At 57.8% G+C, this 25,561-nt stretch carries 18 protein-coding genes, 1 tRNA gene and 1 other RNA gene; 16 read left to right on the forward strand and 4 right to left on the reverse strand.

Features of this window, described 5'->3' with window-relative positions; all coding sequences use genetic code 11:
- The 7 genes from BQ8011_RS03300 to BQ8011_RS09320 all read left to right on the forward strand — a co-directional run.
- A partial coding sequence (locus BQ8011_RS03300) for a rhodanese-like domain-containing protein (RefSeq protein WP_268753776.1) occupies positions 1 to 735 on the forward strand: 735 nt, incomplete at its 5' end.
- Positions 732 to 1,037, forward strand: coding sequence for a metal-sensitive transcriptional regulator (locus BQ8011_RS03305; protein WP_072457364.1), 306 nt, complete (start codon positions 732 to 734; stop codon positions 1,035 to 1,037). The genes BQ8011_RS03300 and BQ8011_RS03305, both read left to right, overlap by 4 nt.
- A gap of 95 nt (positions 1,038 to 1,132) precedes the next feature.
- Positions 1,133 to 1,312 carry a hypothetical protein gene (locus tag BQ8011_RS03310; RefSeq protein ID WP_072457366.1) on the forward strand — a complete coding sequence of 60 codons (180 nt, stop codon included), beginning with the start codon at positions 1,133 to 1,135 and terminating at the stop codon, positions 1,310 to 1,312.
- Between the two features lie 122 nt (positions 1,313 to 1,434).
- The gene (locus BQ8011_RS03315; RefSeq protein ID WP_072457367.1) at positions 1,435 to 1,812 is read left to right on the forward strand and encodes an iron ABC transporter; all 378 of its coding nucleotides are present in this window, start codon (positions 1,435 to 1,437) and stop codon (positions 1,810 to 1,812) included.
- Positions 1,813 to 2,117: 305 nt separating this feature from the next.
- On the forward strand, positions 2,118 to 2,414 hold the full coding sequence (locus tag BQ8011_RS03320; protein ID WP_231945391.1) for an SdpI family protein: 297 nt from the start codon (positions 2,118 to 2,120) through the stop codon (positions 2,412 to 2,414).
- Between the two features lie 379 nt (positions 2,415 to 2,793).
- Positions 2,794 to 3,148, forward strand: a transfer-messenger RNA (tmRNA) gene (gene ssrA, locus BQ8011_RS03325).
- Between the two features lie 201 nt (positions 3,149 to 3,349).
- Positions 3,350 to 3,589: an IS1/IS1595 family N-terminal zinc-binding domain-containing protein gene (locus BQ8011_RS09320; protein WP_456047823.1), complete on the forward strand. Its 240-nt coding sequence runs from the start codon at positions 3,350 to 3,352 to the stop codon at positions 3,587 to 3,589.
- 345 nt (positions 3,590 to 3,934) lie between these two features.
- On the opposite strand, the gene BQ8011_RS03335 is transcribed toward BQ8011_RS09320, so the two are convergent.
- Both BQ8011_RS03335 and BQ8011_RS03340 read right to left on the reverse strand, forming a co-directional pair.
- Complete coding sequence (locus tag BQ8011_RS03335; RefSeq protein WP_072457369.1) at positions 3,935 to 4,291, reverse strand: hypothetical protein; 357 nt, start codon at positions 4,289 to 4,291, stop codon at positions 3,935 to 3,937.
- Between the two features lie 581 nt (positions 4,292 to 4,872).
- On the reverse strand, positions 4,873 to 5,172 hold the full coding sequence (locus BQ8011_RS03340; RefSeq protein ID WP_231945364.1) for a DUF6112 family protein: 300 nt from the start codon (positions 5,170 to 5,172) through the stop codon (positions 4,873 to 4,875).
- A gap of 144 nt (positions 5,173 to 5,316) precedes the next feature.
- On the opposite strand from BQ8011_RS03340, the gene BQ8011_RS03345 reads away from it, so the two are divergent.
- The 4 genes from BQ8011_RS03345 to BQ8011_RS03360 all read left to right on the forward strand — a co-directional run bounded on the left by BQ8011_RS03345 (position 5,317) and on the right by BQ8011_RS03360 (position 13,322).
- Entirely contained in the window at positions 5,317 to 6,081 is a 765-nt protein-coding gene (locus tag BQ8011_RS03345) for a hypothetical protein (protein WP_072457371.1), read from the forward strand.
- Between the two features lie 358 nt (positions 6,082 to 6,439).
- Complete coding sequence (locus tag BQ8011_RS08945) at positions 6,440 to 7,744, forward strand: SIR2 family protein (RefSeq protein WP_072457373.1); 1,305 nt, start codon at positions 6,440 to 6,442, stop codon at positions 7,742 to 7,744.
- Positions 7,737 to 9,722, forward strand: a complete 1,986-nt coding sequence (locus tag BQ8011_RS03355; protein WP_157885005.1) for an ATP-binding protein — start codon at positions 7,737 to 7,739, stop codon at positions 9,720 to 9,722. Before BQ8011_RS08945 ends, BQ8011_RS03355 begins: the two co-directional genes overlap by 8 nt.
- Positions 9,723 to 9,977: 255 nt before the next feature.
- On the forward strand, positions 9,978 to 13,322 hold the full coding sequence (locus BQ8011_RS03360; RefSeq protein WP_072457859.1) for an RICIN domain-containing protein: 3,345 nt from the start codon (positions 9,978 to 9,980) through the stop codon (positions 13,320 to 13,322).
- A gap of 87 nt (positions 13,323 to 13,409) precedes the next feature.
- Here the strand turns inward: BQ8011_RS03360 and BQ8011_RS03365 are convergent, their stop codons facing one another.
- Complete coding sequence (locus BQ8011_RS03365; protein WP_072457376.1) at positions 13,410 to 14,096, reverse strand: uracil-DNA glycosylase; 687 nt, start codon at positions 14,094 to 14,096, stop codon at positions 13,410 to 13,412.
- Positions 14,097 to 14,216: 120 nt separating this feature from the next.
- On the opposite strand from BQ8011_RS03365, the gene BQ8011_RS03370 reads away from it, so the two are divergent.
- The 5 genes from BQ8011_RS03370 to BQ8011_RS03390 all read left to right on the forward strand — a co-directional run bounded on the left by BQ8011_RS03370 (position 14,217) and on the right by BQ8011_RS03390 (position 24,277).
- The gene (locus tag BQ8011_RS03370; protein ID WP_231945365.1) at positions 14,217 to 14,804 is read left to right on the forward strand and encodes a LytR C-terminal domain-containing protein; all 588 of its coding nucleotides are present in this window, start codon (positions 14,217 to 14,219) and stop codon (positions 14,802 to 14,804) included.
- Between the two features lie 59 nt (positions 14,805 to 14,863).
- Positions 14,864 to 14,937, forward strand: a tRNA-Ile gene (locus BQ8011_RS03375).
- A gap of 237 nt (positions 14,938 to 15,174) precedes the next feature.
- A complete protein-coding gene (rpoB, locus tag BQ8011_RS03380; protein WP_072457378.1) occupies positions 15,175 to 18,660 on the forward strand; it encodes a DNA-directed RNA polymerase subunit beta in 3,486 nt (1,161 codons plus the stop codon).
- 15 nt (positions 18,661 to 18,675) lie between these two features.
- Complete coding sequence (gene rpoC, locus BQ8011_RS03385; protein ID WP_072457860.1) at positions 18,676 to 22,575, forward strand: DNA-directed RNA polymerase subunit beta'; 3,900 nt, start codon at positions 18,676 to 18,678, stop codon at positions 22,573 to 22,575.
- A 232-nt stretch (positions 22,576 to 22,807) separates the two neighbouring features.
- Positions 22,808 to 24,277 (forward strand): LPXTG cell wall anchor domain-containing protein, encoded by a 1,470-nt coding sequence (locus tag BQ8011_RS03390; RefSeq protein ID WP_072457380.1) that lies wholly within the window; start codon positions 22,808 to 22,810, stop codon positions 24,275 to 24,277.
- A 362-nt stretch (positions 24,278 to 24,639) separates the two neighbouring features.
- Here the strand turns inward: BQ8011_RS03390 and BQ8011_RS03395 are convergent, their stop codons facing one another.
- On the reverse strand, positions 24,640 to 25,422 hold the full coding sequence (locus BQ8011_RS03395; protein ID WP_157885006.1) for a hypothetical protein: 783 nt from the start codon (positions 25,420 to 25,422) through the stop codon (positions 24,640 to 24,642).
- Between the last annotated feature and the right edge of the window lie 139 nt (positions 25,423 to 25,561).

Here is a 25,561-nt window from a genome sequence, read left to right on the forward strand (position 1 = left end):
CGCCCCATCCCGAGCCCCCAGGCCACCGCGATCGTCCGGATTGGGAGCCTCACCGCCGCCATGACCGGCGCTAACCGCCAGGCCCTCGATGCCTCGGGCGCGGAGTATTTCACGGTGCACACGCACGCTAACCAGCACGCGGGCTATTTTCCCGGCGCCAAGCCCGTGCACATCCTCATGCATGTCGGCACCGGCGGACAGATTCTCGGCGCGCAAGCCGTGGGTGCCGACGGCGTGGACCGCCGCATCGATGTCATTGCGACCGCCATGCGGGCTGGCCTGAAGGCGACGGACCTCATCGACCTGGACCTCGCATACGCCCCGCCCTACGGCCAGGCCAAGGACCCCGTCAACCAGACTGGCATGGTCGCGCACAACGTACTGGCCGGCGAACTCATCCTCACCGGTCCGGACGCTCTGACCGAGGACATGCCAGTCCTCGACGTACGCACGGTGGGGGAATACGCGGCCGGGCACATGCCAAACTCACTCAACATTCCGCACACCCAGCTGCGCGACCGCCTCGATGAAGTCCGCTCCTGGGTTGACGAGTACGTCGGCGACCAGCCCTTCGTCGTCATGTGCGCCGCTGGCGTGCGCTCCTGGATCGGCTACCGTATTGTGCGTCACGCGGGCTTCAACGTCACCATGTTGTCGGGAGGCATCCAGACACTGCGTGCGTGGCTCGGAGAGAAGGCCGAGGCTGTCCTCGTCATGGGGGAGGGGCACTCATGACGACGCGCAAGCAGGTCATCAATCGCCTCAAGCGTGCTCGCGGGCAGCTCGACAGCCTCATCGACCATATCGAGAGTGGAGATGCGAACTGTCGGGACGTGCTGACCCAGTTCGCGGCCGTTAACTCCGCGATGAAACGCGCTAGCTACCTCGCGGTTGCGACGATCATGTCGCAGTGTGCGCTCGAGGATTCCAGCCTCGAAAACGATGATGCGCCGATACCTGAAGCGGAAGAATCTCTAGTCAAAACTGGGAGCATCTCGATCGAAGAGCTCGAGCAATTGTTCCTCCGGCTGGCCTGATGCGACGGAGCAGGCAGCCCGCCTAGAAAAACCTCATAACACCATGCAGCGGATCCGCTGACGGATTCGAGGCCCGATCAACGAAGGAGACAATCATGTGTCGACCCACCACCTGTGAGGTATGCGGAAAGACCACCTGGAAGGGCTGCGGCAAGCACATTGACTCGGTGAGGGCACAAGTGCCCCCGGATCAGTGGTGCGATAAGGACCATACCGAAGAGGAGTATGCCGCCGCGAAGAAGAAACGCGGTTTCTTCGGTAGCCTCTGCAGCTAGCCCTCGGCCCTTCTGGCATCGCCGCGCACCGCGACGATCGTTTCGGTGCGCCTTTTTCGAGGCTCACGAACTCAATGTCTCAAGCAGGATTATTTCTCGTAGAACACGCATATCATTGAGTTATGAGGTGGGCGAGAAAATCAACGTGGATTCGTATCGCTGTGCTGTTCGGCATCTACCTGCTGGTGCCGGCGGTATGGTTCAGTGCCTCGCGCGCCGCGGACTCGATGGAGATCGTGAAGAGCCTCGTGTTCCTGATCCTGCTCGCGATCCTGCCGCTCCTCGCGGTGGTCTTCGGAGCCTGGGATGGGGTGCGGGAGGGCTTCAGTCTCCTGTGGTTGCTCGCGCCTTTCATGTGTTTCCTGGTGCCGATGTTCCTGTTCTTCAACGACAGCGCCCTCATCTACGGGGTGGGCTATAGCGTGCTCGGCTTCGCTGCCCACTGCGTTGGCTCCCTCGTCCACGCGTGCCGCCTGCGGAAGGATTTACCGCTCGAATAACCTGCTCCACTATGCAGGACACTACTGGTGTGCCGATTGGATAGAGAGGTATCCATTTTTTATCCGGGAAACCGACTCCGATTTTTCCCTGTGTTTTCAAGGTTTCAAAACGTTTTTGAATCTAATAAATTCAGGTTGTCGAAGCAATAAATACTCCGTTGACTCGATACAATTGCAATTGTCGATCCAACATATGCAAAGGCGCGCCTAGATGACAGGGGAGAGGGATGGACGGACTCATATCATTTGGTCTAGGACTCTTAACGTTTGTTGCCGCATTCTGCTTGGCTGGTCTTGCGCGAGCGATGCGCAATGACAAGTTGCCTCCGAATGCGTGGGTGGGAATCAGGACGAAGGCGGCATCAGAGTCGGAGTCGTCCTGGTATCAGATTCAACGAGCAGGTTCAGTACCAGTCATTTGCGTAGCCGTTGCTTATGTAGATTCAGGTTTACTCTTTATCCTTCAAGGAATCTACCATGAGGCTATTTCCGTACTGATTCCAGTAATTGTGTTTAGCGCACAGAGCCTAGTCGGAACTATATGGATGTACATGGTGAGCCGTGACTCCGATCCGTCGCAAAAACCAGAGCGGAAGCAGTGAGGTCTCCGAGAGAATTAAGCAAAAATGAATTCGGTCATCGTTGCGCTCCAAAAATATTGAGTCAGGAGGAGAGAGCTTTCTCGAAGGGAGCATACGGTGACCGCACCCATATCAAACGGGCCGACCATCACACGGTTACACCACTATGCGGGACGTTACGTTGGAGAGTGCCCTGGTGAGCCTATGTGCGTGTGGCAGTCTCTCGAAGGCTATGGAGTCCACTGTATGTGTTGGATCCTTCGATCGTCCTTGATATCTCGGCGGGAGGGCGATTCTCCGGCGCAAACGTTCAACTGTGGATGGCCAATGGCTCAGACGCTCAAACTTTCGCGTTTATCCCGAGGAAGTCATCGGTAAGTGCTGAAGGGTAGGCAGATATTGCTCCGGGTTACTGCTTTGTTTCGAGTGAAGTGAGCTGAGAATGTACGCTCAACTCGTTAACGATGCGTGCAAACCAATAGGTGCCGAACAGAATCGCACCGACTACGTTCTCGCAGCCTGAGCCTTTAGTCCGCCAGCCCGGGAGTTGCTTCCGGCCCGGTGTCTGGCGTCGTCTAGGGAGCCACTGGGAGTCACCCATGTTGGCGGGGCGCCTCCGACACTTCATCAACTGAGCCTATCTGGCTGTGTATCTGCGCAATGCTGGGGGCTGAGAAATAAAACCGTAGACTGCGCTCGGAGAAGAATTTGGGGCCGGCCATTGGACGGGGGTTCAATTCCCCCCATCTCCACCATCCCACCTCGGGCTTCCGTTGGAAGCCCGAGGTTTTCTGTTGCCTTTTCATCGTTGTGCTTACGCAGCGCGCGGTCTGTCATGCGGGTTATAGGACACTGCGTGTTGCTGGAAGGGCGACGTTTTGGCTTTCTTGTGCGGGAAAGTCACTATTTAAGTTGGTCGTGTTTGCGTCGTTCCTGTGGATACTGCATTGTGCCCTGTGTGTGGTCGCCCCATGATCCGTCACGGTAGGACTTCATCAGGTCGTCAGCGCTGGCGGTGTAAACCCTGCAAAATCACGACGCTGAACGAAATAGACTCCACAGCCAAGCATCTTGATAAATTCTTGGCCTGGCTGCTCAGTCGGCGCCGTCAGGCAGATTTGCTTGGTGGGGCCGCTTGTTTCGTAGGCGTTGTGAGCCGTTGTGGCAGTTATGGCCTTTCGCCCGATCATCGATGAGGTTCATGATGTCAACTTCGTCGATGGTATCCACCTGGGCCGATGCGCTGTGGTTCTCATCGCTCAAACTCCCGATCACGTGCTGGGTTGGTACGCGGCTAGGAGTGAGAATTCTCGGGCTTGGGGTGCGCACATGAGCCGGATCGTGCCTCGACCCTGGTCGTCACTGACGGGGGCAGCGGGTTCGGGTGCCGGGTTTTGTCGGCTGCTTCCGCCACCACTGTTCTCATTGCTGCCGCTGTTGTCGCTGTTTAAGACCTGTTGTGGGGTGCCTGGCTGACGGTTCAGTAGCGGGATGGGCCGGTTGAGGGAGCTCTTGGCATCCTGTTCCACGCTGATCGCGTGCTACATGTCGAGCCCGACAAAGCTGATGAACCGGTAGGTCAGATACGGGGTAAATGTGGCCATCGCTATCAGCACCACCCCGCCTAGCGGTCGCTGATGGAGCACAGTTCCACTTTTATTGGGGCGGTGACCTGAGCGAACGCGACCAGGAATATCATGACCAGCACGAGCTTGGAATAGATCAGCGCGACCACGAGCATCGCCCATCTGCTGATCCACCCCTCGTGGCGTCCCACGACGATCCTGACAGTGCGAGGGGTGGAACACAATCGCGACCAGTAGCAGGGACTTGCGGACCAGCAGGTAGAGCCATGCGATCGCTGCGGAGGTGATCGCGAGGCCGGTGAGGAAGATCATGATAACCGCCCCGACATATGGGCGGCGATGTTGTTCCCGGCTAGTCCGTCGTGGAAGATCGTGATCTTGTCGCCCACGGATTCGCTGGTTTCTCGGCGGCTTGGACGATCCCGACACACAGTTGGTCGACTACTTCCAATAGCGAACCGGTCAGCGTGATCACCACGAATGACCCCAACATTGATTTCGCGAGGCCGCGGGCGGCCCGGGTGAGCGCGGTGAGATCACGTCTGATGAGGCCGGTGATGAGTTGTAGTCAGAAGAACAGCAGCATCACGAACACTGCGATGCCGAGCAGCAGGTTGCGGACCGACAGATATCCGTCGTCGGTGATATCGACCAGGGTGTTGACGTCGAAGATGTTCCACACGCTTTCGAAGCGGCGTCGAAAAACCAGCCCGCGCCCGAGCCCATGGCTCGGGCGAGCCAGTCGAACGCGGACGACACTAACGAAGCGGCGGCCTCACCAGCGGTTTCGCAGACACCTGAGATGACGGGCAGATCACAGATCCCCAGCGCAATCACTCCTCACACACGCGGGTTGGAACGGTTGGGTAGGGCTAGACGGACTGGCCGATGTTTCAGAAGTTAATCAGCGTGACTGCGGTGTCGCATATGATCGATGCTCTGCACGAGACCAGGACACCGACCTTGCCGCGGCAGGCGAGGTACGGGTTGGAGGAGTTCGCGCCGAATCCCCACATGATCGCGGAGATGATCAGATCCAGCACCGACACGATCAGACCGATCGTCATCACCGCTCCCACGATCGTGTGCAACTGTGAGATCCCCGGCAGCCCATCATCGTTCGGCGTGATTTCCACCTCCATCGGCAGTATCATCGGCAGCGTGGGGAGGACAGAAATCAACAGATCAAGCACAGTAATCTCCTATGAAACAGACGGTCGACCCACTGCAGCGGGAAGGCCCTTGGATGGGTCTGCCTGTCAGGTGTGCTGGCCGGACCAGAAAGGATGTGGGCCGGTTGACTATTGGAGCTGCACTTTGGAAACCATAGTGGTTGTATGAAGTGGCATCCAGAAGCAAATCTGTCACCGGTTCGTTTGCCCAGAGCGCCCAAACCTCAGCTCGCGGGTGGCTCAGTGGATCGATATCCCAAGCTCGCGGAACCACGGCGAATCCTTGACCAGCTGCGCGTCGCCCACTTGGATCTTGCCGCGCAGTCCCTGATGGCTGCTGACGGTGATTTGTACCTGCCTGACCTGATTGTAACGGCGATGATTCAGCGCAGTTACGGGGTGCTCGATGCTCTTATTGATGCGGTAGACACGTACAACATCCATGCGGCTGCCCCTTTGCTGCGCCTTCAGCTCGACACGTTGTTCCGGGCGCATTACGTCGCCAGCGGTCCGGATGTTGACAGCCTCGCCATGAAGCTCTTGCGAGGCGAAGAGCTGCGCAAAATCAAGGATGCTGATGGTAAGCCTTTGAACGACTTTCGACTCAAAGAACTGGCAGCCGACACCCACGCTTGGGCGCTGCCCGTCTATGAGAAGACGTCGAGCTGGGTTCATTTCTCTCTCAGCCACATGCTTGCAACGACGCAAGCCGCAGATCCGGACTGCTTTCACATGGCAGTGCCGCTGCGAGCAGATGTCATTCCCGAATCGCTCTGGCAAGAGATTTACGGAGCGGCCATTCAAGCGACTGAAGAGCTGTTCGCGTACGTACGTGGTTGGGCTTCACGAAAGGGTCTACCGCCAGGGCAGGTACGAACGGAGAGTGGCGTTCCTGTGGAACACACCGTGGGCCAGTCGCCAAGCAATTGACGTCGCGGACGTGCTCTCGAGGACTCTTTCTGCATCACGGTTGGTCGCCAAGGTCGATGAGCCCGGTGATGCCGGCGCTGGGGCAGGTGTGGGCTCGTCGTTTTGTTGGGTGATGGTCTGCCAGATCATGGTCTGAGCCTCGGGGTGTGCGTGGCTCAGTGTGTTCGCCCCGATAGTGTGGTTCAATGGACGTACTAGTTGCGAGGTTCCCGACGGCGCCCAGCGAGATGATCGGGCTGGAGCAGAGGGAGCAAACGATGTGCAAGTGTCCAGACTGGTACCTCTGTGATCAACGCTGCCACGGTTGCGTACGTGTATTGCGTGCGGTGCCCTCATGGGTTGGGCAGGAGGCTGGGAAGTGACTTCGGTACGTATCAATGGCGCGGCGCAACAGCCTGTTCCTGAGGTTCTACCCCATCGGCTCACTCCGGAGCGGCTTCGTACCATCGTTGAGTCTGCCCATCTGAACTTCCTGATCGGTGCGGGCACATCTAGCCCTTACTTCGCTGCTTTGGGCAACATTGAGGATGCCCTCACGGAGGTTGCTGATTCGCATGCTTCGGAAGCTGCCAAGGCGCTCGTTCGCGCTTCAATCCAGGCGTACTTTTTTGAACAGGTTCTCGCTCCAAATTCAAAGATTATCGACCGTGATGAATCAGCGGAAGGTGTCCTCCGGTCGTACGCGCGCTTCGTTCGTACGCTAAACCGCATCTTGCTCCGCAGGCGAAGCACCCTCCTGTCAAAGCAGGTGAACATCTTTACAACCAACGTGGACATGTTGTTTGAGGTGGCTATGGAGGAAATCGGCATCGACTACTCCGACGGATTCAACGGTAAGATCCGACCCAAGTTTGACCTCGGTGATTTCAGCACGCTCCGCTTCCGGACGGGCAACCGATACGAGCACCGATTCGAGGTGCCTGTATTCAACCTCATCAAGATTCATGGATCGGCTGCCTGGCGCCAGCACAAGCGAGAACATCGAAAGGCAGACATCTACTTTGACCACACTCTCTCCCTCGTGAGCGAGGCCGGGACACAGCTGGAAGCAGCGCAACCGTACCTAATCGACGTTCTCGTCGATCCTCAACCTGAGGGGCAGGGGCCGACGATCCGTCCGATCGATGAACTGATTGTTGACGCGGATCAGCGCCTAGGAGGGGCCGACAACGAACCTCAGCAAGTTGGGGCCTTCGCGGCAACTTACAACAGACTTGGCATCGTTAACCCAGACAAGCGCAAGTTCGCAACTACCGTACTGAACGAGACTTACTACGAACTAATCCGCCGCTTCGCCAACGAACTCGAGAAAGAGAACAGTGTACTTTTCGTCCACGGTTTCTCGTTCAGAGATGAACATCTCCGCGATATTGTGCTCCGAGCAGCCCGAACGAACCCTACCCTGCAGGTCATCGTCTTCTGCTATTCCCGCGAAGGGCTCCAATTGTATGAGCAACTCTTACCAGACGCCGACGTCAAGAACGGCAACATCGAATTCGTGGTCCCCGCCGAGCCGTCCGAAGGCGAAAGAGAGCGAAAGATCAGCCTCGACGTGCTCGAATCCGATTACTTCGCGCCGATCGTTCCCGACAAGATTCCCTACTCTGACCAGCGGATCGAACTCGATATCCACACCTCTACGACAGAGACAACTGGTGATTGAGGACATCATGATTGACCAGGAATCCGTGTTCCGGGTCGGCCGAGTTGTGTCTGTAGATGGCCGACGTGTGCGAATCGCCGTCGATAAGCTCAAGAACGGTTCGCACCTCTTGTACCGTGGTGGTCTTGTGCGAAACGTCGCTGTTTCGAGCTACGTGAAAATTGTCAAAGGATTTGTCGAGTTGATCGCCAAAGTTGACGGCGAGGTGGTCGAAGAGGACCGCAGCGCCGTATCGGCTTACCGCCGCGGGGTAGACCCGCTGTCCCGTCAACTCGATGTCAGCCTTATCGGCTACATCGAAGATGGGCGATTCGAACGTGGTGTTCGTGAGATGCCACTCCTGGACAACGAGTGCTTCATCCTCACCGAAGAAGAGTATGGCCTCATTCACACCTTCGTCTCAGACAGTGATCAGCCACTAGAGATTGGCGCGTTGGCAATGGAACCGACACAGCCCGTAGCCGTAGGAATCAACGCGATTTTTGCCAGCCACATCGGGATCTTCGGAAACACCGGGAGTGGAAAGTCGTACACCCTGGCGAAGCTCTACCACGAACTCTTCAAGAAGTATGGAACTATCAAAACATTCCGACAGCGGTCTCAGTTCGTTCTGATTGACTTCAATGGCGAGTATGTGAACCGACTCGGTAAGGCTGATGAGTACGCAACGGCCGTTATTGCTGGTGATGACGTGAAGCAGGTTTATGATCTGTCGACTCATGACGATCGCGGAGACCGTCTTCCTCTACCGAAAGCCGCAGTGCACGATCCGGTGTTTTGGACGGTGTTGCTTGATGCGACGGAGAAAACACAGGCGCCCTTTATCGCTCGCGTTTTGAAGAGCGACTACTGGGATTCCTTACTTCCAGACTCGGAGGCGCTTCTTGATGTCATCGGCGACCTTGTCGCGCGAGCTACTAAGAGTAATGATCCAACGATCGATAGGCAACTCCCCGTCAATTTTTTGGAGGAGGTCGAGGAGTGCCTTGGTGATGATGTGGATCATCAGGCGCTTACGGGCTTGATCCGGGAAATGAAGGCCGATCTCCAGTACTTCAGCCGTGATCACAACTTTTACTGGAGTTCGCCCGGTGGCGCAGTCGCGAAGTGGGCGACTGCTGACGACTGGAGTGATTTCATCAAGGGTAAAGTCACTGCAATCCGACAGGATTTTTCTTCGGTTGATGACGTCGATCTCGTGCGCTTCAAGTTGGTGCTTCAGTATTACCGCGACGTGATCAGCGGATTTGCGAATCGAGAGCACCTTGGTCCGATGATGAAGCGCATGGCCGCCCGTGTGCCAAGTGTCAAGCGGCTCGTCCGCGTGTCCGATGACGCTCTTACTAAAGTGCCCTTAACGGTCGTATCGCTGCGAAACGTTAACCTTGCTATGCGCAAGGTCATCCCCATGATTGTTTGTAAACACCTCTACGACGACAAGAAGCGATCAGATCCTCATGGGCAGAAGTATCTGAATCTTATTATTGACGAAGCACACAATATCTTGTCCTCTCAGTCCTCGCGCGAGAGTGAAGCTTGGCGAGACTACCGCTTGGAGACGTTCGAGGAGATCGTCAAGGAGGGGCGCAAGTTTGGCGTTTTTCTGACGATTGCGAGCCAGCGCCCTCATGACATTTCCGAGACGATCGTCTCGCAATTGCACAACTATTTCCTCCATCGACTGGTGAACAATCTGGATGTGCACGCTATCGAAAAGGCAGTCGCCTATCTTGACCGAGTGTCATTTGAATCGCTACCGATCCTTCCGACGGGGACGTGCGTTCTTGCCGGGGTATCCGCGCAAGTTCCAGTGGTGACGCGAATCAGTCCACTCCCTCTTGAAGCCGAGCCGAACAGTCGCACCATGTCAGTAGTGGATGAGTGGCTCTCACCACTTATCATCGAGCCGATTGATGATGAGCTGTCGGATGTGGCCGACCTGAGCGATGCGGACCGGTCAGTTGAACCACCATTCTGACACTACTGGTGTGCCGATTGGATAGAGAGGTATTCATTTTTAATCCGGGAAACCGACTCCTATTTTTCCCTGTGTTTTCAAGCTTTCAAAACATTTTTGAATCTAATAGATTAAGGTTGTCGAAGCAATAAATACTCCGCCCGCTCGGTAAACTCGTAACTGTCCATCCAGCCTACGCAAAGGTGCGCCCCCAATTCGCACCTGAGCTGTTCACGACAGATGGGTTTACTTCTCATGCACCGTGTATATCCTTCGATGCCACAGCGCCCCCTCCGACGCATTTTCATTGCAACACTGCTGTCAAGCGCGCTTGGAGTTGGAACCGCTGTGCTTCCCGCACAGGCCGCTCCTACGGCTCCCTCCACTGAGGCAACACCAAGGGCACCACATGCGACGCAGACGGTTTCGCAGCCTTCTGAAGCCTCGCCGACTGCCACTCCTGAAGTCAGTGCTTCACCCTCACTCGAAGAAGGCACTGCGCCTTCCGCCCAGGGTAGGCGTATCGCTCGCTCAACTGCCGCCTCGGAAATCCTTCTTGAGCCGCAAAGGAACACCACCCAGGTGCGAGTGCGCCTCGGCGATGACGCCGCAGGTGATGTTGCTGCCAATGCGGATACTGTTCACGTTCGCGCGACGATGAACTACCGCGGAAAAGTTACTCGCGAGATCGACAAGAAGATTCCACTCGCTCAGGTGCAGGAGGGAAACTACTCTCTCGACTTTGGAACCTTCGGAAAATTCACTGCTTCGGTTACTTTGGAAAAGAACGGGAACACTGTTCGCACTCTGTCCAACCAAACTATTGGCGTGACTGCAGATAGCTACAACATCGCACCGGTCAGCGCGACCTTACCCGTAGCGATGTTCTCCTTGAACTTGTGGGGAGAAAACTCGATTCGTAAATCCGGCCCGGTAATCGCGATGTTTGAGCGCCCGAACGCGTACAACTGGAAGGCGCTGCCCGGACCTGAGGCTGATAACTACGGCGTTTACGGGCTTCCCTACCTGTCCGAAAAGGAAATCGCCCTCCAACCCGGTGGCTTCGACGAGGCCTCGCAGCAGTTCCGTGATCGCATCGACATCGTCGCCGACTACGTGCGCGACCTACGCGAATTAGACCCCTCCTCGACGATCAACCTCTACGTCGTTGACGTCTTCGTCAACGTTGTCCAGAAGGTCATTTACGCGAATAAAATCCCGCAGGATCGCTACACGATCCGGTTGATCACTGACGGCGCATACTCCTACGTGAAGTTCCCCGATGTCTATAACGACGGAAATCCCAAGGGGACACACGAACGCTTGGTGCGTGAGTGGAAAGACCTGAAGGCAAAGACCTATGCCAATGGGCGTGCCGAGTACCCTGCTGATAGTACTTTGGAGATGTCGCCATACCTGTGGGCGATGGTTGATTCTGAGCCGAATGCGCAGTGGTGGCTCTCTCGGCCGAAACTGCTGAGCTCGCCCGGAGATGGAGACGCATTCGCCAAGGAAATTCAGAGCTCTTCCAAGGTCAAGGCCGTCAATATCTCTGCTCTGCTCAAGACCAATATCGCGCCCTCTGCTGAAGCGACAGCTCAGTTCAAGGCCCTCTACAACTTCAATGACGGCTACTTCAACGAAGCTGAGAAACAGGGCAAAGAAGTCATGCTCATGCTTGGAACCCACCTGAAGCAGGAGACTGGCTTCGAAGACTATGCGCGATTCACGCAGAGCTACTACGGGGATCGCTACCTCTACTACTACAAGGGACATCCAGCGACCCCGACCGAGCTTTCTACCGCAAAGCAAGATGAACTCAAGCGCCTTGAAATGACCGATGTCGATGCCTCAATCGCTGCGGAGCTCATCCTGTTCTTCAATCCGGGCATTGATGTTGCGGGGTATGAGTCATCGACCTTTGCCAGCACGCAGCCGGGGAAAGCGAAAGGCGTCTTCAACCTGACGAAGACCAAGGCAATGGAATCCGAGGCTTCGCCCTACCGCGGGCTTGAATACTGGATCGTTCCCATGGACAAGGCCGAAAGCGAGCTTAAGAAGCTGTGTCCAGGCGGCCACACCTGCTACCAAGTGGAATTCTCTGACTCAATCAGCGCGAAGGAAGGCTACACCCACGCGCTGTGGGATTCGACAGACTCCGTCATTATCTACTACAAGAAGAACGGCAGTTCCTTCGAGAAGATCCGCGTCCAAAACGGCGTGGGTGCTAAGTCGTCGGTTGAAGCGGGCGAGTACTACATTAAGTCCGCGCTTGCTGATGACTTGGTGCTCGATGTTTGGGCGGCGAGCCGAAATGATGGCGCGAATGTGCAGTTGTGGAATTCCAACCTGAGTGCTGCTCAGAAGTGGCGGGTCTCTTATGACTCTGAGGGGTTTGCGACCATTACTAACGTCGCCTCGGGCAAGGTCCTTGATGCGCAGTGGGGATCATCCCGCCCCGGAACGAATGTCGCACAGTGGAGCGGTAATGGAAGCCGCGCACAGAAGTGGAAGATCGTGACCGGTGACAAGGGGCGTATCACCATTGTTTCCGCCTTGGATCCGTCAATCGTCCTTGATATCTCGGCGGGAGGGCGATTCTCCGGTGCGAACGTTCAACTGTGGACGGCCAATGGTTCAGACGCTCAGACCTTCGCGTTTATCCCGACGAAGCCATTGCTAAGTCCTGAAGGGCAGGCAGATATTGCCCCGGGTTACTACTCGATTTCCAGTGTTGTGAACCCCAATATGATTATGGCTCTTGCAAATTATTCTTTGGATAACGGTGCAAAGGTCCATGCGTGGACCAACTACGGATTCCACGACCAAATCTGGAAGATCTCCCGTGACGCCGATGGCTACTACCGCCTCGAAAATGTTTGGTCGAATAAATCCCTGGATAGTACAGATGGGACGCCCATTCCGGGCCGCCAACTTCAGCTCTGGACAACGGATCTGAACAACCCGAATCAAAAGTGGGTGATCACTTCGGTCACGGGCGGGGCCTACATGCTTCGCAATGTGGGAACGGGATTGGTCGTCGACCTCAGTGCCGGTATTGCTCAAAATGGCAGACCCATTGACGGTTACCTTGCAAATGGCACGACCGCTCAGCAGTGGCGCCTCGACAAGCTCAACGATCCCATCAGTCGTTTTGATGATGCCGCCGATGCAACGCGTGGCCTTGTCAAAGATGGGATTTACGAGATTGAACCGATTGCCGCTCCCGGAAAGCGTTTGGATGTTCAGTGGGCGTCACAGGACGCCGGCGCACGCGTGTGGCTCTATTCGGCGAATGGTAGTTCAGCGCAAAAGTGGCGTGTCAGTCACGATGCTCAGGGCTATGTCATTTTGACGAATGTTGGCTCAGGGAAGGTGCTGGATGTCTACGGTGCTAGCAAAGCCTTCGGGACCAAGGTGACTCAACAACCTGCAAACGGTACTCATGCGCAGAAATGGATGGTCGTCGAGACCGACAACGGTGATCTGGCCATTGCATCCGCTGTTGCTCCCTTGCTTTTCCTCGACCTAGAGGGCGGGCGAAATGCTGATGGAACACCTCTGCAGACCTATGGATACAACGGTTCAAAGGCTCAGCGTTTCCGCTTCATCAAGCAGTAATCGCAAGAACTCTACAGAGATGGGGCGCCCGCGCAGAGTACGTGGGTGCCCCTCTTCTCTTAGCGGCGACCGTGGATGGGCACGCCTTTAGGGAAGCCGCCAATCAATCGCTGTCGCCCCCTGCTGCTCAAGCAGGGTGTTTGCGCGGCTAAACGGCCTCGAGCCAAAGAACCCGCGCCTGGCCGACAGGGGAGAGGGGTGGACAGACTCAATTGCGGGAGTATCCCCCAACTGCTCGCGCAAGGACTGCGCATCTCGTCCCCACAAGATTGCAACCAGCGGAAGACGATTCCCCGAGGAATCGCGGCGCTCAACCAGAGCGTCAATGGCCCGCGAGGTGACTTCTTCCCATCCCATTTTTCGGTGAGAGCCGGCCTGTCCGGGGCGAACTGTCAACACGCGGTTGAGAAGGCACACTCCTTGCCTCGACCAAGGGGTCAGATCCCCGCTGGTGGGCATGGGAACGCCCACGTCGGTGGTGAGTTCCTTGAAAATATTGCGCAGAGATGCGGGGAAAGGAACACCGGGTGCAACAGAAAAACTGAGGCCCATCGCATGCCCGGGAGTGGGGTAGGGGTCTTGGCCGACAATGAGGACTTTCACCTGATCCAAGGGGTAGGTGAAAGCCCGCAAAACATCGCTTCCGGCGGGAAGATACCCATGCCCAGCCTCGACTTCAGCGCGCAGCTGAGCACCCAGCTCATGAATTTTGTTTTCAACCGGCGCCAGTGCACGTGCCCACGAGGGGTCAATCACTCGATCCAAAGATTCCACGGACCTACTGTAGCCGCAGGCTTGCCGGGCCGCGGCCTCGTCAATCGGTTGAAATGGGGAAATCTCAGCCACGCGGGGAGGGACTATGCGCAGGGATAGTGTTTTCGCTACCCTGAAACCGTGACTTCTCAGTATCCAAAGGATGAATTTGACCGCGCCGGCGAAGACATGCCCCAGGGCATGCACCTTCAGCAGCCCTCGCGTTGGAAGAGCGTGTGGCCCTTCCTTGCAGTGCTGGTGATCGTTCCCGCGGCAGCATGGGGGATTAGCCACATCCTGACCTCGGGTGGCTCGCAGCCGAAGGCTACGACCAGCGTCACTGCGACGGCATCTGCCAGCGCAAGCGCGACCACTCCCTCTGCTTCTCCTTCTTCCGAGGCCACCGCCTCGCCCTCCGCGTCGGCGACGACAAGTGAGACCCCCTCTCCCTCGCCGAGCATCCCGGTGCGTCACTCCGCGAAGATCTCCGTGCTGAACGGAACCGGAACTCAAGGTCTTGCTGCGCAGAAGGTTTCTGCACTGGCTAACGCCGGTTTCGATGGTGCAAGCGCCGCAAACGCGCGTGGCTGGGATACCGAAGTTACGACCGTCTACTACGAGGATCCCAACCTCAAGCCCACCGCTGAAGAGGTCGCAAATGTCTTGGGAATCTCGCGCGTTGTTCAAACGCAGACGGGCGATCCCGACGTCGTTGTTGTTCTCAAGTAAGTAGGGGACTGCGGGGCTCGTGTTGCGCTGAGGCCAATACTTCGCGTTACACTTTCTAAGCCCCAATAGCTCAGTCGGTCAGAGCAGCGGACTCATAATCCGTGGGTCGTCGGTTCAAGCCCGACTTGGGGCACTGGAAGCGTTTCTGCGCTGAAGTAGTTCTGGGGGCAACCTGAACGTGAGGTTGGACATATTGTCCGTCGAGCATTGCGCCCCTATATCCCTGTGCCTATGATGAGTATTTGCGCTTTATTGTGCCCGAGGTGACCCGTATCCATTCGCTGTAATAGGCGCTGGGCGGATGCGGACGGTGTCAGTTAATGGGTCGAAAAGCGTGTGCGCGCAATGAAAACGCAGGGAAGGACCCCCGTTGGCTGCAAGTACCAACACTGCCAACCAGCCCAAGAACCGCATTTCTTTCGCTAAGCTCCGCGAGCCTCTGCAGGCACCGAATCTGCTCGGCCTGCAGACCGAAAGCTTTGACTGGTTGCTGGGAAACGATGCATGGAAAGCACGCGTGGATGCCGCAAAGGCTGCTGGACGCGTAGATGTTCCGGATGTCTCCGGTCTTGAAGAAATTTTCCAAGAGATCTCACCGATTGAAGACGTGGCTCGCACCATGTCTCTTTCGTTCCGCGATCACCGCTTGGAACGACCGAAGTACTCCGTTGAAGAAGCGAAGGCTAAGGATTACACCTACTCGGCACCCATGTACGTGACCGCCGAGTTCATGAACTACAACACGGGCGAAATTAAGTCGCAGACCGTCTTCATGGGCGATTTCCCGCTCATGACCGCCCGTGGCACCTTCATCATTAACGGCACCGAGCGTGTCGTTGTCTCGCAGCTCGTCCGTTCGCCGGGCGTGTACTTCGAGCGGACCTCGGATCGCGCATCCGATAAGGAAATCTTCAACGCGAAGATCATCCCCAGCCGTGGTGCATGGCTCGAGTTCGAGATCGATAAGCGTGACGCCGTGGGCGTGCGTATCGACCGTAAGCGTAAGCAGTCGGTGACGCACTTCCTCAAGGCTCTTGGCCTGTCCGAGGCCGAGATTCGCGAGCACTTCGCCGCCTACCCGGTGCTTCTTGAGACCCTCGAGAAGGACACCGTTCGTACCCGCGACGAGGCGCTGACCGATATCTACCGCAAGCTGCGTCCGGGCGAACCCGCCAACGTTGAAGCCGCTGAGGCTCTGTTGCACAACTTCTACTTTGACCCCAAGCGTTACGACCTGGCAAAGGTCGGTCGCTACAAGATCAACAAGAAGCTGGCTGTTGACACCCCGGCCGATAGCCCCGAACTGGTGCTCTCTATCGGTGACATTATTGCGACCGTCAAGTACCTGCTTGCCCTGCATGCCGGTGAGAAGACCTTCGCAGGCGTCCGTCACGGTGAGCCCGTCGAGGTTCGCGTCGAGTCCGACGATATTGATCATTTTGGAAACCGTCGTATCCGCGCCGTGGGTGAACTCATCCAGGCGCAGGTGCGTACGGGCCTTGCACGTATGGAACGTACCGTTCGTGAGCGTATGACCACGCAGGAAACGGACTCCATCACCCCGCAATCCCTGATCAATATCCGTCCTGTTGTGGCTGCAATCAAGGAGTTCTTCGGAACCTCGCAGCTCTCACAGTTCATGGACCAGAACAACCCCCTGGCTGGCCTGACGCACAAGCGTCGTCTGTCGGCCCTGGGTCCTGGTGGTCTGTCTCGTGACCGCGCCTCCATGGAGGTTCGTGACGTTCACCCCTCGCACTACGGTCGTATGTGCCCGATTGAAACCCCTGAAGGCCCGAACATTGGTCTGATTGGTTCGCTGGCAACCTTCGCCCGCATCAACCCCTTCGGTTTCATCGAGACCCCCTACCGTATCGTTCGCAACGGACAGGTCACCGACGAGGTCGAGTACCTGACCGCCGATGACGAAAAGGGTCACTTCATCGCACAGGCTTCTTCGCCGGTCGATGCTAATGGACACTTCATCGATGAGCAGGTTCTGTGCCGTGTTGCCGGCGAAGACCCGACCCTCATCGCACGTGATCGCGTGGATTACATGGACGTTTCTGCTCGCCAGATGGTGTCCGTGGCAACCGCGTTCATCCCCTTCCTCGAGCACGACGATGCAAACCGAGCCCTCATGGGTGCGAACATGCAGCGTCAGGCGGTGCCCTTGCTCACCACGGAAGCTCCGCTGGTGGGTACCGGCATGGAGCAGCGTGCCGCACACGACTCTGGCGAAATGGTTATCGCCCAGCACTCCGGTGTTGTCACCGAGGTCTCGGCAGACCTGGTAGTCGTCACCACGGATGAAGGCGGACGCGACACCTACCGCCTCGAGAAGTTCGAACGCTCCAACCCCGGTAACTGCACGAACCAGCGCGTAATCGTTGACGAAGGTCAGCGCGTGGAAGAAGGCGACGTGCTCGCCGACGGCCCCGCGACCGACAATGGTGAAGTCGCACTGGGTAAGAACCTGCTGGTTGCTTACATGTCGTGGGAAGGCCTCAACTACGAGGACGCCATCATCTTGAGCCGTCGCGTCGTCGAAGAGGACGTCCTCACCTCGATTCACATCGAAGAGTACGAAGTCGACGCACGCGAAACCAAGCTCGGTGAGGAAGAAATCACCCGCGATATCCCCAACGTCTCCGAGGAATCCCTCGCAGACCTGGACGAGCGCGGCATCATTCGCATCGGCGCCGAGGTCACCGCTGGTGACATCCTCGTCGGTAAGGTCACCCCGAAGGGTGAAACCGAACTGACCTCCGAAGAGCGCCTGCTGCGCGCCATCTTCGGTGAGAAGGCTCGCGAGGTTCGCGATACCTCGCTGCGTGTTCCCCACGGTGAAGAAGGCATCGTCATTGGCGTTCGTGAATTCAACGACGACGAAGACGATCTCAACCCCGGCGTGCGCCAGACGGTTCGCGTCTACGTTGCCCAGCGCCGCAAGATCACCATTGGTGACAAGATGGCAGGCCGCCACGGTAACAAGGGCGTTGTGTCCAAGATCCTCCCGGTCGAAGACATGCCCTTCCTCGAGGACGGCACCCCGGTTGACATCATCCTCAACCCGCTGGGTGTTCCCGGTCGTATGAACGTCGGCCAGGTGCTCGAATACCACCTCGGTTGGCTCGCCCACCAGGGCTGGGACGCCTCGGAAGCTGTCAAGGCCGGCGAAGAATGGACGAAGCACCTTCCCGAGGAAGGCATCGTCGTCGCCCCCGAGACCCCCGTGGCAACCCCCGTCTTCGACGGCCTCGAGGCCGAAGAGCTCGCCGGTCTGTTGCGCAATGTCAACCCCAACCGCGATGGTGACGTCCTCACCAACGCCGAGGGCAAGGCACGCCTCTTCGACGGCCGCTCTGGCGAACCCTTCCCGTACCCGATTGCAGTGGGCTACGCCTACATGCTCAAGCTGCACCACCTGGTTGACGACAAGATTCACGCTCGCTCAACCGGCCCGTACTCGATGATTACGCAGCAGCCTCTGGGTGGTAAGGCCCAGTTCGGTGGCCAGCGCTTCGGTGAAATGGAAGTGTGGGCCCTGGAAGCGTACGGCGCAGCCTACGCCCTTCAGGAACTGCTCACCATCAAGTCCGATGACACCACCGGACGTGTCAAGGTTTACGAGGCGATCGTTAAGGGCGAGGACATCCCCGAGCCTGGCATCCCCGAATCCTTCCGTGTTCTGATCCAGGAAATGCGTTCGCTGTGCCTGAACGTCGAAGCTCTCGACGCAGCCGGCAACGTCATTGACCTGCGTGAAGAAGATGACGACTTCAATGCGCGTGAGGAACTGGGCATCACTCTTGATGCGCGTCCGAACGCCGCGGCGACCATCGATGCGATCTGATAAGGAGCAATGACTTTGCTGGACGCCAAGACGTTCGACAGTTTGAAGATCACCCTGGCCACGGGCGAGGACATCGCCTCGTGGAGCCACGGTGAAGTGAAGAAGCCGGAGACCATCAACTACCGCACGCTCAAGCCCGAGCGCGACGGCCTGTTCGGTGAACAGATCTTCGGCCCCACCCGCGACTGGGAATGCGCGTGTGGTAAGTACAAGCGCGTGCGCTACAAGGGCATCATCTGCGAAAAGTGTGGTGTCGAGGTGACGCGCTCCAAGGTGCGTCGTGAGCGTATGGGTCACATCGACCTGGCAGCTCCCGTTACCCACATTTGGTACTTCAAGGGTGTTCCCTCGCGCCTGGGCTACGTGCTGGATCTGGCTCCGAAGGACCTCGAAAAGGTCATCTACTTCGCTGCCTACATGATCACCGAGGTTGACGAGAAGGGCCGCGACGAAGACCTGATGGATCTTCGTTCCGAGCTCGAGGTCGAAAAGACCCACCTCGAAAACCAGCGCGATGCCGCTATCAACGAATTCGCAGAGCGCTTGGAAGCCGAGATCGCTGAGCTCGAAGCTTCCGATGCCTCCGCAACCGAGATTGAACGCCGCCGCAAGGCCGGCGAGCGCGACATGGCCAAGATTCGTCGTCGTTACGACGGTGACATTGAAGGCCTGGAAACCGTTTGGGAGCGCTTCAAGTCCCTCAAGGTCGGTGACCTTGAAGGTGACGAGCGCCTCTACCGCGCGATGGTTGCTCGCTACGGCACCTACTTCAAGGGTGACATGGGCGCTTCTGCTATCCAGAAGCGTCTGCAGACCTTTGATCTGGAAGCCGAGGTCGAACAGCTGCGTTCGATCATTCAGAATGAGAATGGTCCCCGCAAGACTCGTGCGATTAAGCGCCTGAAGGTCATCAACGCATTCGTTGCGACCGGCAACAAGCCCGAGTCCATGGTTCTGACGAACATCCCGGTTATTCCGCCGGATCTTCGCCCCATGGTTCAGCTTGATGGTGGTCGTTTCGCGACCTCTGACCTGAACGACCTGTACCGTCGCGTGATCAACCGCAATACCCGACTCAAGCGTCTGCTCGAGCTGGGTGCGCCCGAGATCATCGTCAACAACGAGAAGCGCATGCTTCAGGAATCCGTTGACGCGCTCTTCGACAACGGCCGCCGTGGCCGTCCTGTCGCAGGCCCCGGTAACCGGCCGCTCAAGTCCATCTCTGACATGCTCAAGGGCAAGCAGGGTCGTTTCCGCCAGAACCTTCTGGGTAAGCGCGTGGACTACTCGGGTCGTTCCGTTATCGTCGTTGGACCTCAGCTCAAGCTCCATCAGTGTGGTCTGCCCAAGCAGATGGCTCTGGAGCTCTTCAAGCCCTTCGTTATGAAGCGCCTGGTTGAGAAGAACTTCGCGCAGAATGTGAAGGCTGCAAAGCGTAAGGTTGAGCGTCAGCGCCCCGAGGTGTGGGACGTCCTCGACGACGTCATCCGCGAGCACCCGGTGCTGCTGAACCGTGCACCTACGCTGCACCGCCTCGGTATTCAGGCCTTCGAGCCTCAGCTCATTGAAGGTAAGGCAATCCAGCTTCACCCGCTGGCTTGTGGCGCATTCAACGCTGACTTCGACGGTGACCAGATGGCAGTTCACTTGCCGCTGGGTGCAGAGGCGCAGGCTGAAGCCCGCATCCTCATGCTGTCGACCAACAACATTTTGAAGCCCTCGGATGGACGCCCCGTGGCCATGCCTTCTCAGGACATGATCATCGGTCTGTTCCACCTGACCTCGGATCCCGATCCCTCGGTTGAGGTTGCCCGCGATGAGAACGGCGAGGAAATCGTCCCCGTGTTCTCCACTGTTGCCGAGGCCCGCATGGCCTTCGATAACGGCGATCTTCACCTGAACCAGCGCGCTCGTATCCGTTTCTCGGGTATCGTTCCTCCGCTGGATTGGGAAGCTCCCGAAGGCTGGAGCGAGGGCGACGACATCATTCTGGAAACCTCGCTGGGTCGCGCGATCTTCAACGAGCAGCTTCCTGTTGACTACCCCTTCGTGAACGAGGTCGTCGGTAAGAAGCAGCTGGGCCAGATCGTTAACACCCTCACCGAGCGCTACCCGAACGTCTTGGTTGCGGACTGCTTGGATGCCCTCAAGTCGGCTGGCTTCCACTGGTCGACCTGGTCGGGTATCACCATTGCCTTCTCGGATATTCAGGCTTCCCCGAACAAGCGTGCGATCCTCGCTCGCTACGAGGCCAAGGCCGCCGAGATCCAGGATCAGTTCGAGACCGGTATCATCCTCGAGGAAACCCGCTACGAAGAGCTGGTTGACCTGTGGCTCAAGTGCACCGAAGAAGTCGCGCAGGATATGCGCGAACACTTCACGGCACGTAACACCGTGTATCGCATGGTTTCTTCCGGTGCTCGAGGTAACTGGTCTCAGGTCCAGCAGCTTGCTGGTATGCGAGGCCTCGTGTCCGACCCGAAGCAGAAGCTCATCGAGCAGCCCATTAAGGCGAACTACCGCGAGGGCCTGACGGTTCTCGAGTACTTCATCGCTACCCACGGCGCTCGTAAGGGTCTGGCTGATACCGCTCTTCGTACGGCAGAGTCGGGCTACCTGACCCGTCGCCTCGTCGACGTTTCGCAGGACGTGATCGTTCGCGAGGCCGACTGTGGCACCCGCCAGGGCGTGCGCATCCAGATCGCGCAGAAGAACTCTGCGGGAGAGTGGGAAGCTCTGGACACCATCGAGACCACGGCGTACGCACGTACCCTTGCTCGCGATGCGGTTGCAGAAGATGGCACCGTTGTTGCTCCGGCAGGAAGCGACTTGGGTGATGACCTGCTCGCACAGCTCGTTGCAGCTGGCGTGGAGGAAGTTGTCTGCCGCTCCGTCCTGACCTGTGAATCTCAGGTCGGCACCTGCGCGACCTGCTACGGTCGCTCGCTGGCCACCGGCAAGCAGGTCGACATCGGCGAGGCCGTCGGCATTATCGCCGCTCAGTCGATTGGCGAGCCGGGTACCCAGCTGACGATGCGTACCTTCCACACCGGTGGTGCGGCCTCGGCAGCCGACATTACCCAGGGTCTGCCTCGTGTTCAGGAACTCTTCGAGGCGCGTAGCCCGAAGATCGAAGCCAAGATGAACGAGGCCGCTGGTCGCGTTCACATTGACGACGAAGATCCTTCGGTGCGTCGCATCGTCATCATCCGTGATGACGCCAAGGAAGACCTGGTCATCGAGGTTTCTCGTCGCCAGAAGCTCCTGGTGGAAGAAGGACAGCACATCGATGCCGGTACTGCACTGACCGAAGGCCAGCTGGATCCCAAGGAAGTTCTGCGCATCATGGGCCGCAACGTGGCCCAGAAGCAGCTCGTCGACGAGGTCCAGAAGGTTTACCGCGATCAGGGCGTGGGTATCCACTCCAAGCACATCGAGGTCATCGTTCGCCAGATGCTCCGCAAGGTCACCATCCTGGAGCCGGGCGACACGACCTTCATGCCTGGCGAACTGGTTGACCGCATGGCCTACCTTGCGCAGAACCGTAAGGTTGCTGCCGAGGGCGGACAGCCGGCTTCCGGTCGTCAGATGCTCATGGGTATCACCAAGGCGTCGTTGGCAACCGATTCGTGGTTGTCTGCTGCATCCTTCCAGGAGACCACGAAGGTCCTGACCGAAGCCGCAATGAACGGCAAGTCGGATCAGCTTCTTGGCCTCAAGGAGAACGTCATTCTCGGTAAGCTCATCCCGGCTGGTACCGGCCTGTCGCGTTACAACAACGTTACGGTCGAGCCCACGCCCGAGGCTCTGGCGAACTCGAACTACACCGAGCTTGATTTCCAAGACGGCCAGGTGTCCGCGGACTTCCTGGATGCCCTTGGTGCAATCGATTTCGGTATGACCTTCAAGGAGTAACCGCCTCAGCGGTTTCCTGAAATTCCCCGGCCTCTTCCGCGTAAGCGTGACGAGGCCGGGGTTCCTTGTCGTGTCTGCTTGCTTGGCTGAGCGCGCCGGGGATGTCTCACGGCGGCGCAGATCAAGCACTGGCGGCGACGATCGAACATTACAAGTTCAACAATTTGGAAAGCTGACGCGCGGATGCTAGATTGGCTGCACACTATCCGTTAACGCTTAAGGATGTCTCCTCATGCGCCTGTCCAAGAAGCTGGTCATTGCAGCGCTCGGCTCCGCGACCCTCGTTATCAACCCGTTGGTAGCCTTCGCCGCCGGTCCCACGATTGAGGATACGGAAGGTCCGCTTGTCCGGATCGCCATCTCCGACACGCTCAACTGCTCGATCAACTACAAGGGCGATAGGTACAACGAGTTCTACAACGGTTACTCCACTACGGATCCAGCCGACTGTGGAACCTTCCTCGCTGTGGGATCTGAGCTCTTCGGTCCGGGTGTGCTGAAATCTCGTTCGGCGAAATCCATGGGGACGATCGCCTGGACGCCGGTCTCGCAAACGAAGTCCGGCATGGGTACCCAAGCCGATCCGTGGGTCCTCACGACTGTCGTTCGCGGCGGCGGATTCGAGATCACGCAGACGGATACCTACTCAACGGGCAATGACTTCTACGCGACGACAACCTCGGTGAAGAACGTCTCGGGTGCAGCTCAGGACTTTACTCTCTACCACGCGGCAGATTGCTACCTCCAGGACGACGATTACGGCTTCGGCGAGTACGACGCAAACACGGGGACGGTCATCTGTCGAGCGAAGGATCCGGAAACCGGCGAGCATTCGGATCGTGGCCGAGTCGAACAGTTCGTCCCGACGACCGCCGGTTCGAACTACTACTACGGTGCCTTCTACCAGGTCTGGGATAAGGTCGAGAATCGTACGCCGCTGCCCAACAAGCTCGAGCGCGCAGATTCCAACCGGGACAACGGCATGGCTCTGAGCTGGACTCGTACCCTCGAGCCGAATGCGACGGTCGACTACTCTCTCGTCACCTCCTTCTCGCCGAAGGGCCAGGTCGCGCTGTCCTCCGCGACGTGCGCCGTCGCCAAGCCGGGCGCCGACTCCACCGGGACGCGCACCATCGGCGTGACGATCACGAATCCGAACCCGGACGTCAAGTCGGTCCAGACGGTCGTCGCGACCCTGTCGGACGACGCCACCTACGTTCCCCAGTCGGCCACCGGCGCCCCCGAGCCGACGGTCGCGGGTAAGGTTCTGACCTTCAAGAATCTGGAGCTTCCCGCCAACGGGTCGGTGAAGTTCTCGTTCCTTATCACAGGCAGCACTGAGGTTACTCCGCTCGTGAAGATCTCGGGGACGACGACGAGTGGTGCAGCCATCGTCGAGTCCGATACCTCGCAGTCTTCGACGTGCGATTTCCCCGAGCTTCCGAAGCCCGATCAGCCCCAGCCGACTCCTGAGCAGCCGCAGCCCACTGCCGAGCAGTCCCAGCCGACTCCTGAGCAGGTGCAGCCCACTACCGAGCAGTCCCAGCCGACTCCTGAGCAGGTGCAGCCCACGGGCGGCAAGAGCACTGAAGGCAACAAGCTTGCCAGCACTGGCGCAAACACCGGAGTTGCCATCGCGCTCGTCGGCCTGCTAGGCGTCGCCGGCGTCGGCCTCGTAGCGGCGAGGCGCCGCGCACACTGATCGGAGATCCGGTCGACAACGTCACAGGGCCCGGTCCCCGCGAGGGGGCCGGGCCCTCGTGCATCCCCTGTGATTGCCATCGTCGGTGACGGGGCTGATACCGCCGTGGCGCCCCGGCATTAAGCTCCGCGAGCCCGACCTCGGTCAAGGATCGAGGCTGTCGGGGAGAGAGACTTTCTGCGTGGCGGCTAAGACCTTCGTCTGTCTTCTGCTGTTGTCCCGTTGTGTGTCGTTATATCGGGACCGGTCGGTGTCCTCCGTCTGTCTTCTGTCGTCCGCGGTGCGTCGTCCTCCGCCCTCTGCCCTTCGCACTTCTCACTCCGTACTCCGCCATCTCCTGGTTTAGCTCACTGATTCCGGGCCTATTGCTGTTCTGATGCCGCAGGTGAGCGAGCTAAAACAGGAATGGGTGAGCCAAACCCGGAGTCCGGTTGGTCATCGGCGCCCACAAATGAGGCTGAGCGATGTCTCTTTGTATGGATGCGACGTTTCGGTCCATCGCATTCAGCGCTGGGAAGGGCCCATATTCGTGCGCATTCTGAACTTGGCGGAAGACGTCTTATCCCTAAATGTGACGCAATAGCACGACGTAAAGCTGCGAAGTCTTCAAGGTCTGCCCAAGAGACTCTGAAGATGTTCCATCCGAGATTAATGAGATCCTGCTGGCGACGCATCCAAACGTGTTCTGCGGACAATCCATCTGAACGCGGAAGAGAAAGCTTGCTCACTCCATCTGTCTCGATGATCAAGTGGAGAGCGGGAATGACAATGTCACCGAAGTAGTGACCATATCTGCCGTGAATCTCAAATTGTGTGACCACTTCACCCGGGTAAAGAGTACGGACCACCCAAAGGACCGCGGCCTCGAAAATGTTGTCGCAGCCACCGTCGGCAAAAGCGAGAATCGAATGTGCGATCGCATAGTTCCTGTGCGTTAGTCGATCATGTAATACCGTCAATAGCTTGTCTCTTGCTATCTCAACGCGAGTGCGAGATATTTCCAGCGCATAACGCGAAAAATCCGAAAGTGAATGTAACGCCATGCATGCGGCGACAAAGGCTTCAAGAGGTTCTTCGTTGAGTGCAATTCGAACTACTGCACTTTCAATCGACTCAACAATGAGGCCTTCAGGAAGTCGTACCACCGCGTGAGGTTCCTGAGAACGAAGAGTGATCGCACACGGAGGAACGCTCTTGCTCTGAAACTGCACACTAGAGAAGGGGATAGTTCTTCTACACCCGTCTTTCCGCCAATACTCAACATTGGGATTCGTGACCCATGTA

Origin of the sequence: Actinomyces marseillensis (assembly GCF_900155605.1) — a bacterium.
Classification (GTDB): Bacteria; Actinomycetota; Actinomycetes; order Actinomycetales; family Actinomycetaceae; genus Pauljensenia; species Pauljensenia marseillensis.

Coding starts and splice junctions, on each gene's coding strand:
- BQ8011_RS03305 (WP_072457364.1), top strand. CDS start 732: ATGACGACGCGCAAGCAGGTCATCAATCGCCTCAAGCGTGCTCGCGGG.
- BQ8011_RS03310 (WP_072457366.1), top strand. CDS start 1,133: ATGTGTCGACCCACCACCTGTGAGGTATGCGGAAAGACCACCTGGAAG.
- BQ8011_RS03315 (WP_072457367.1), top strand. CDS start 1,435: ATGAGGTGGGCGAGAAAATCAACGTGGATTCGTATCGCTGTGCTGTTC.
- BQ8011_RS03320 (WP_231945391.1), top strand. CDS start 2,118: ATGCGCAATGACAAGTTGCCTCCGAATGCGTGGGTGGGAATCAGGACG.
- BQ8011_RS03335 (WP_072457369.1), bottom strand. CDS start 4,291: ATGATCTTCCTCACCGGCCTCGCGATCACCTCCGCAGCGATCGCATGG.
- BQ8011_RS03345 (WP_072457371.1), top strand. CDS start 5,317: ATGAAGTGGCATCCAGAAGCAAATCTGTCACCGGTTCGTTTGCCCAGA.
- BQ8011_RS03360 (WP_072457859.1), top strand. CDS start 9,978: ATGCCACAGCGCCCCCTCCGACGCATTTTCATTGCAACACTGCTGTCA.
- BQ8011_RS03390 (WP_072457380.1), top strand. CDS start 22,808: ATGCGCCTGTCCAAGAAGCTGGTCATTGCAGCGCTCGGCTCCGCGACC.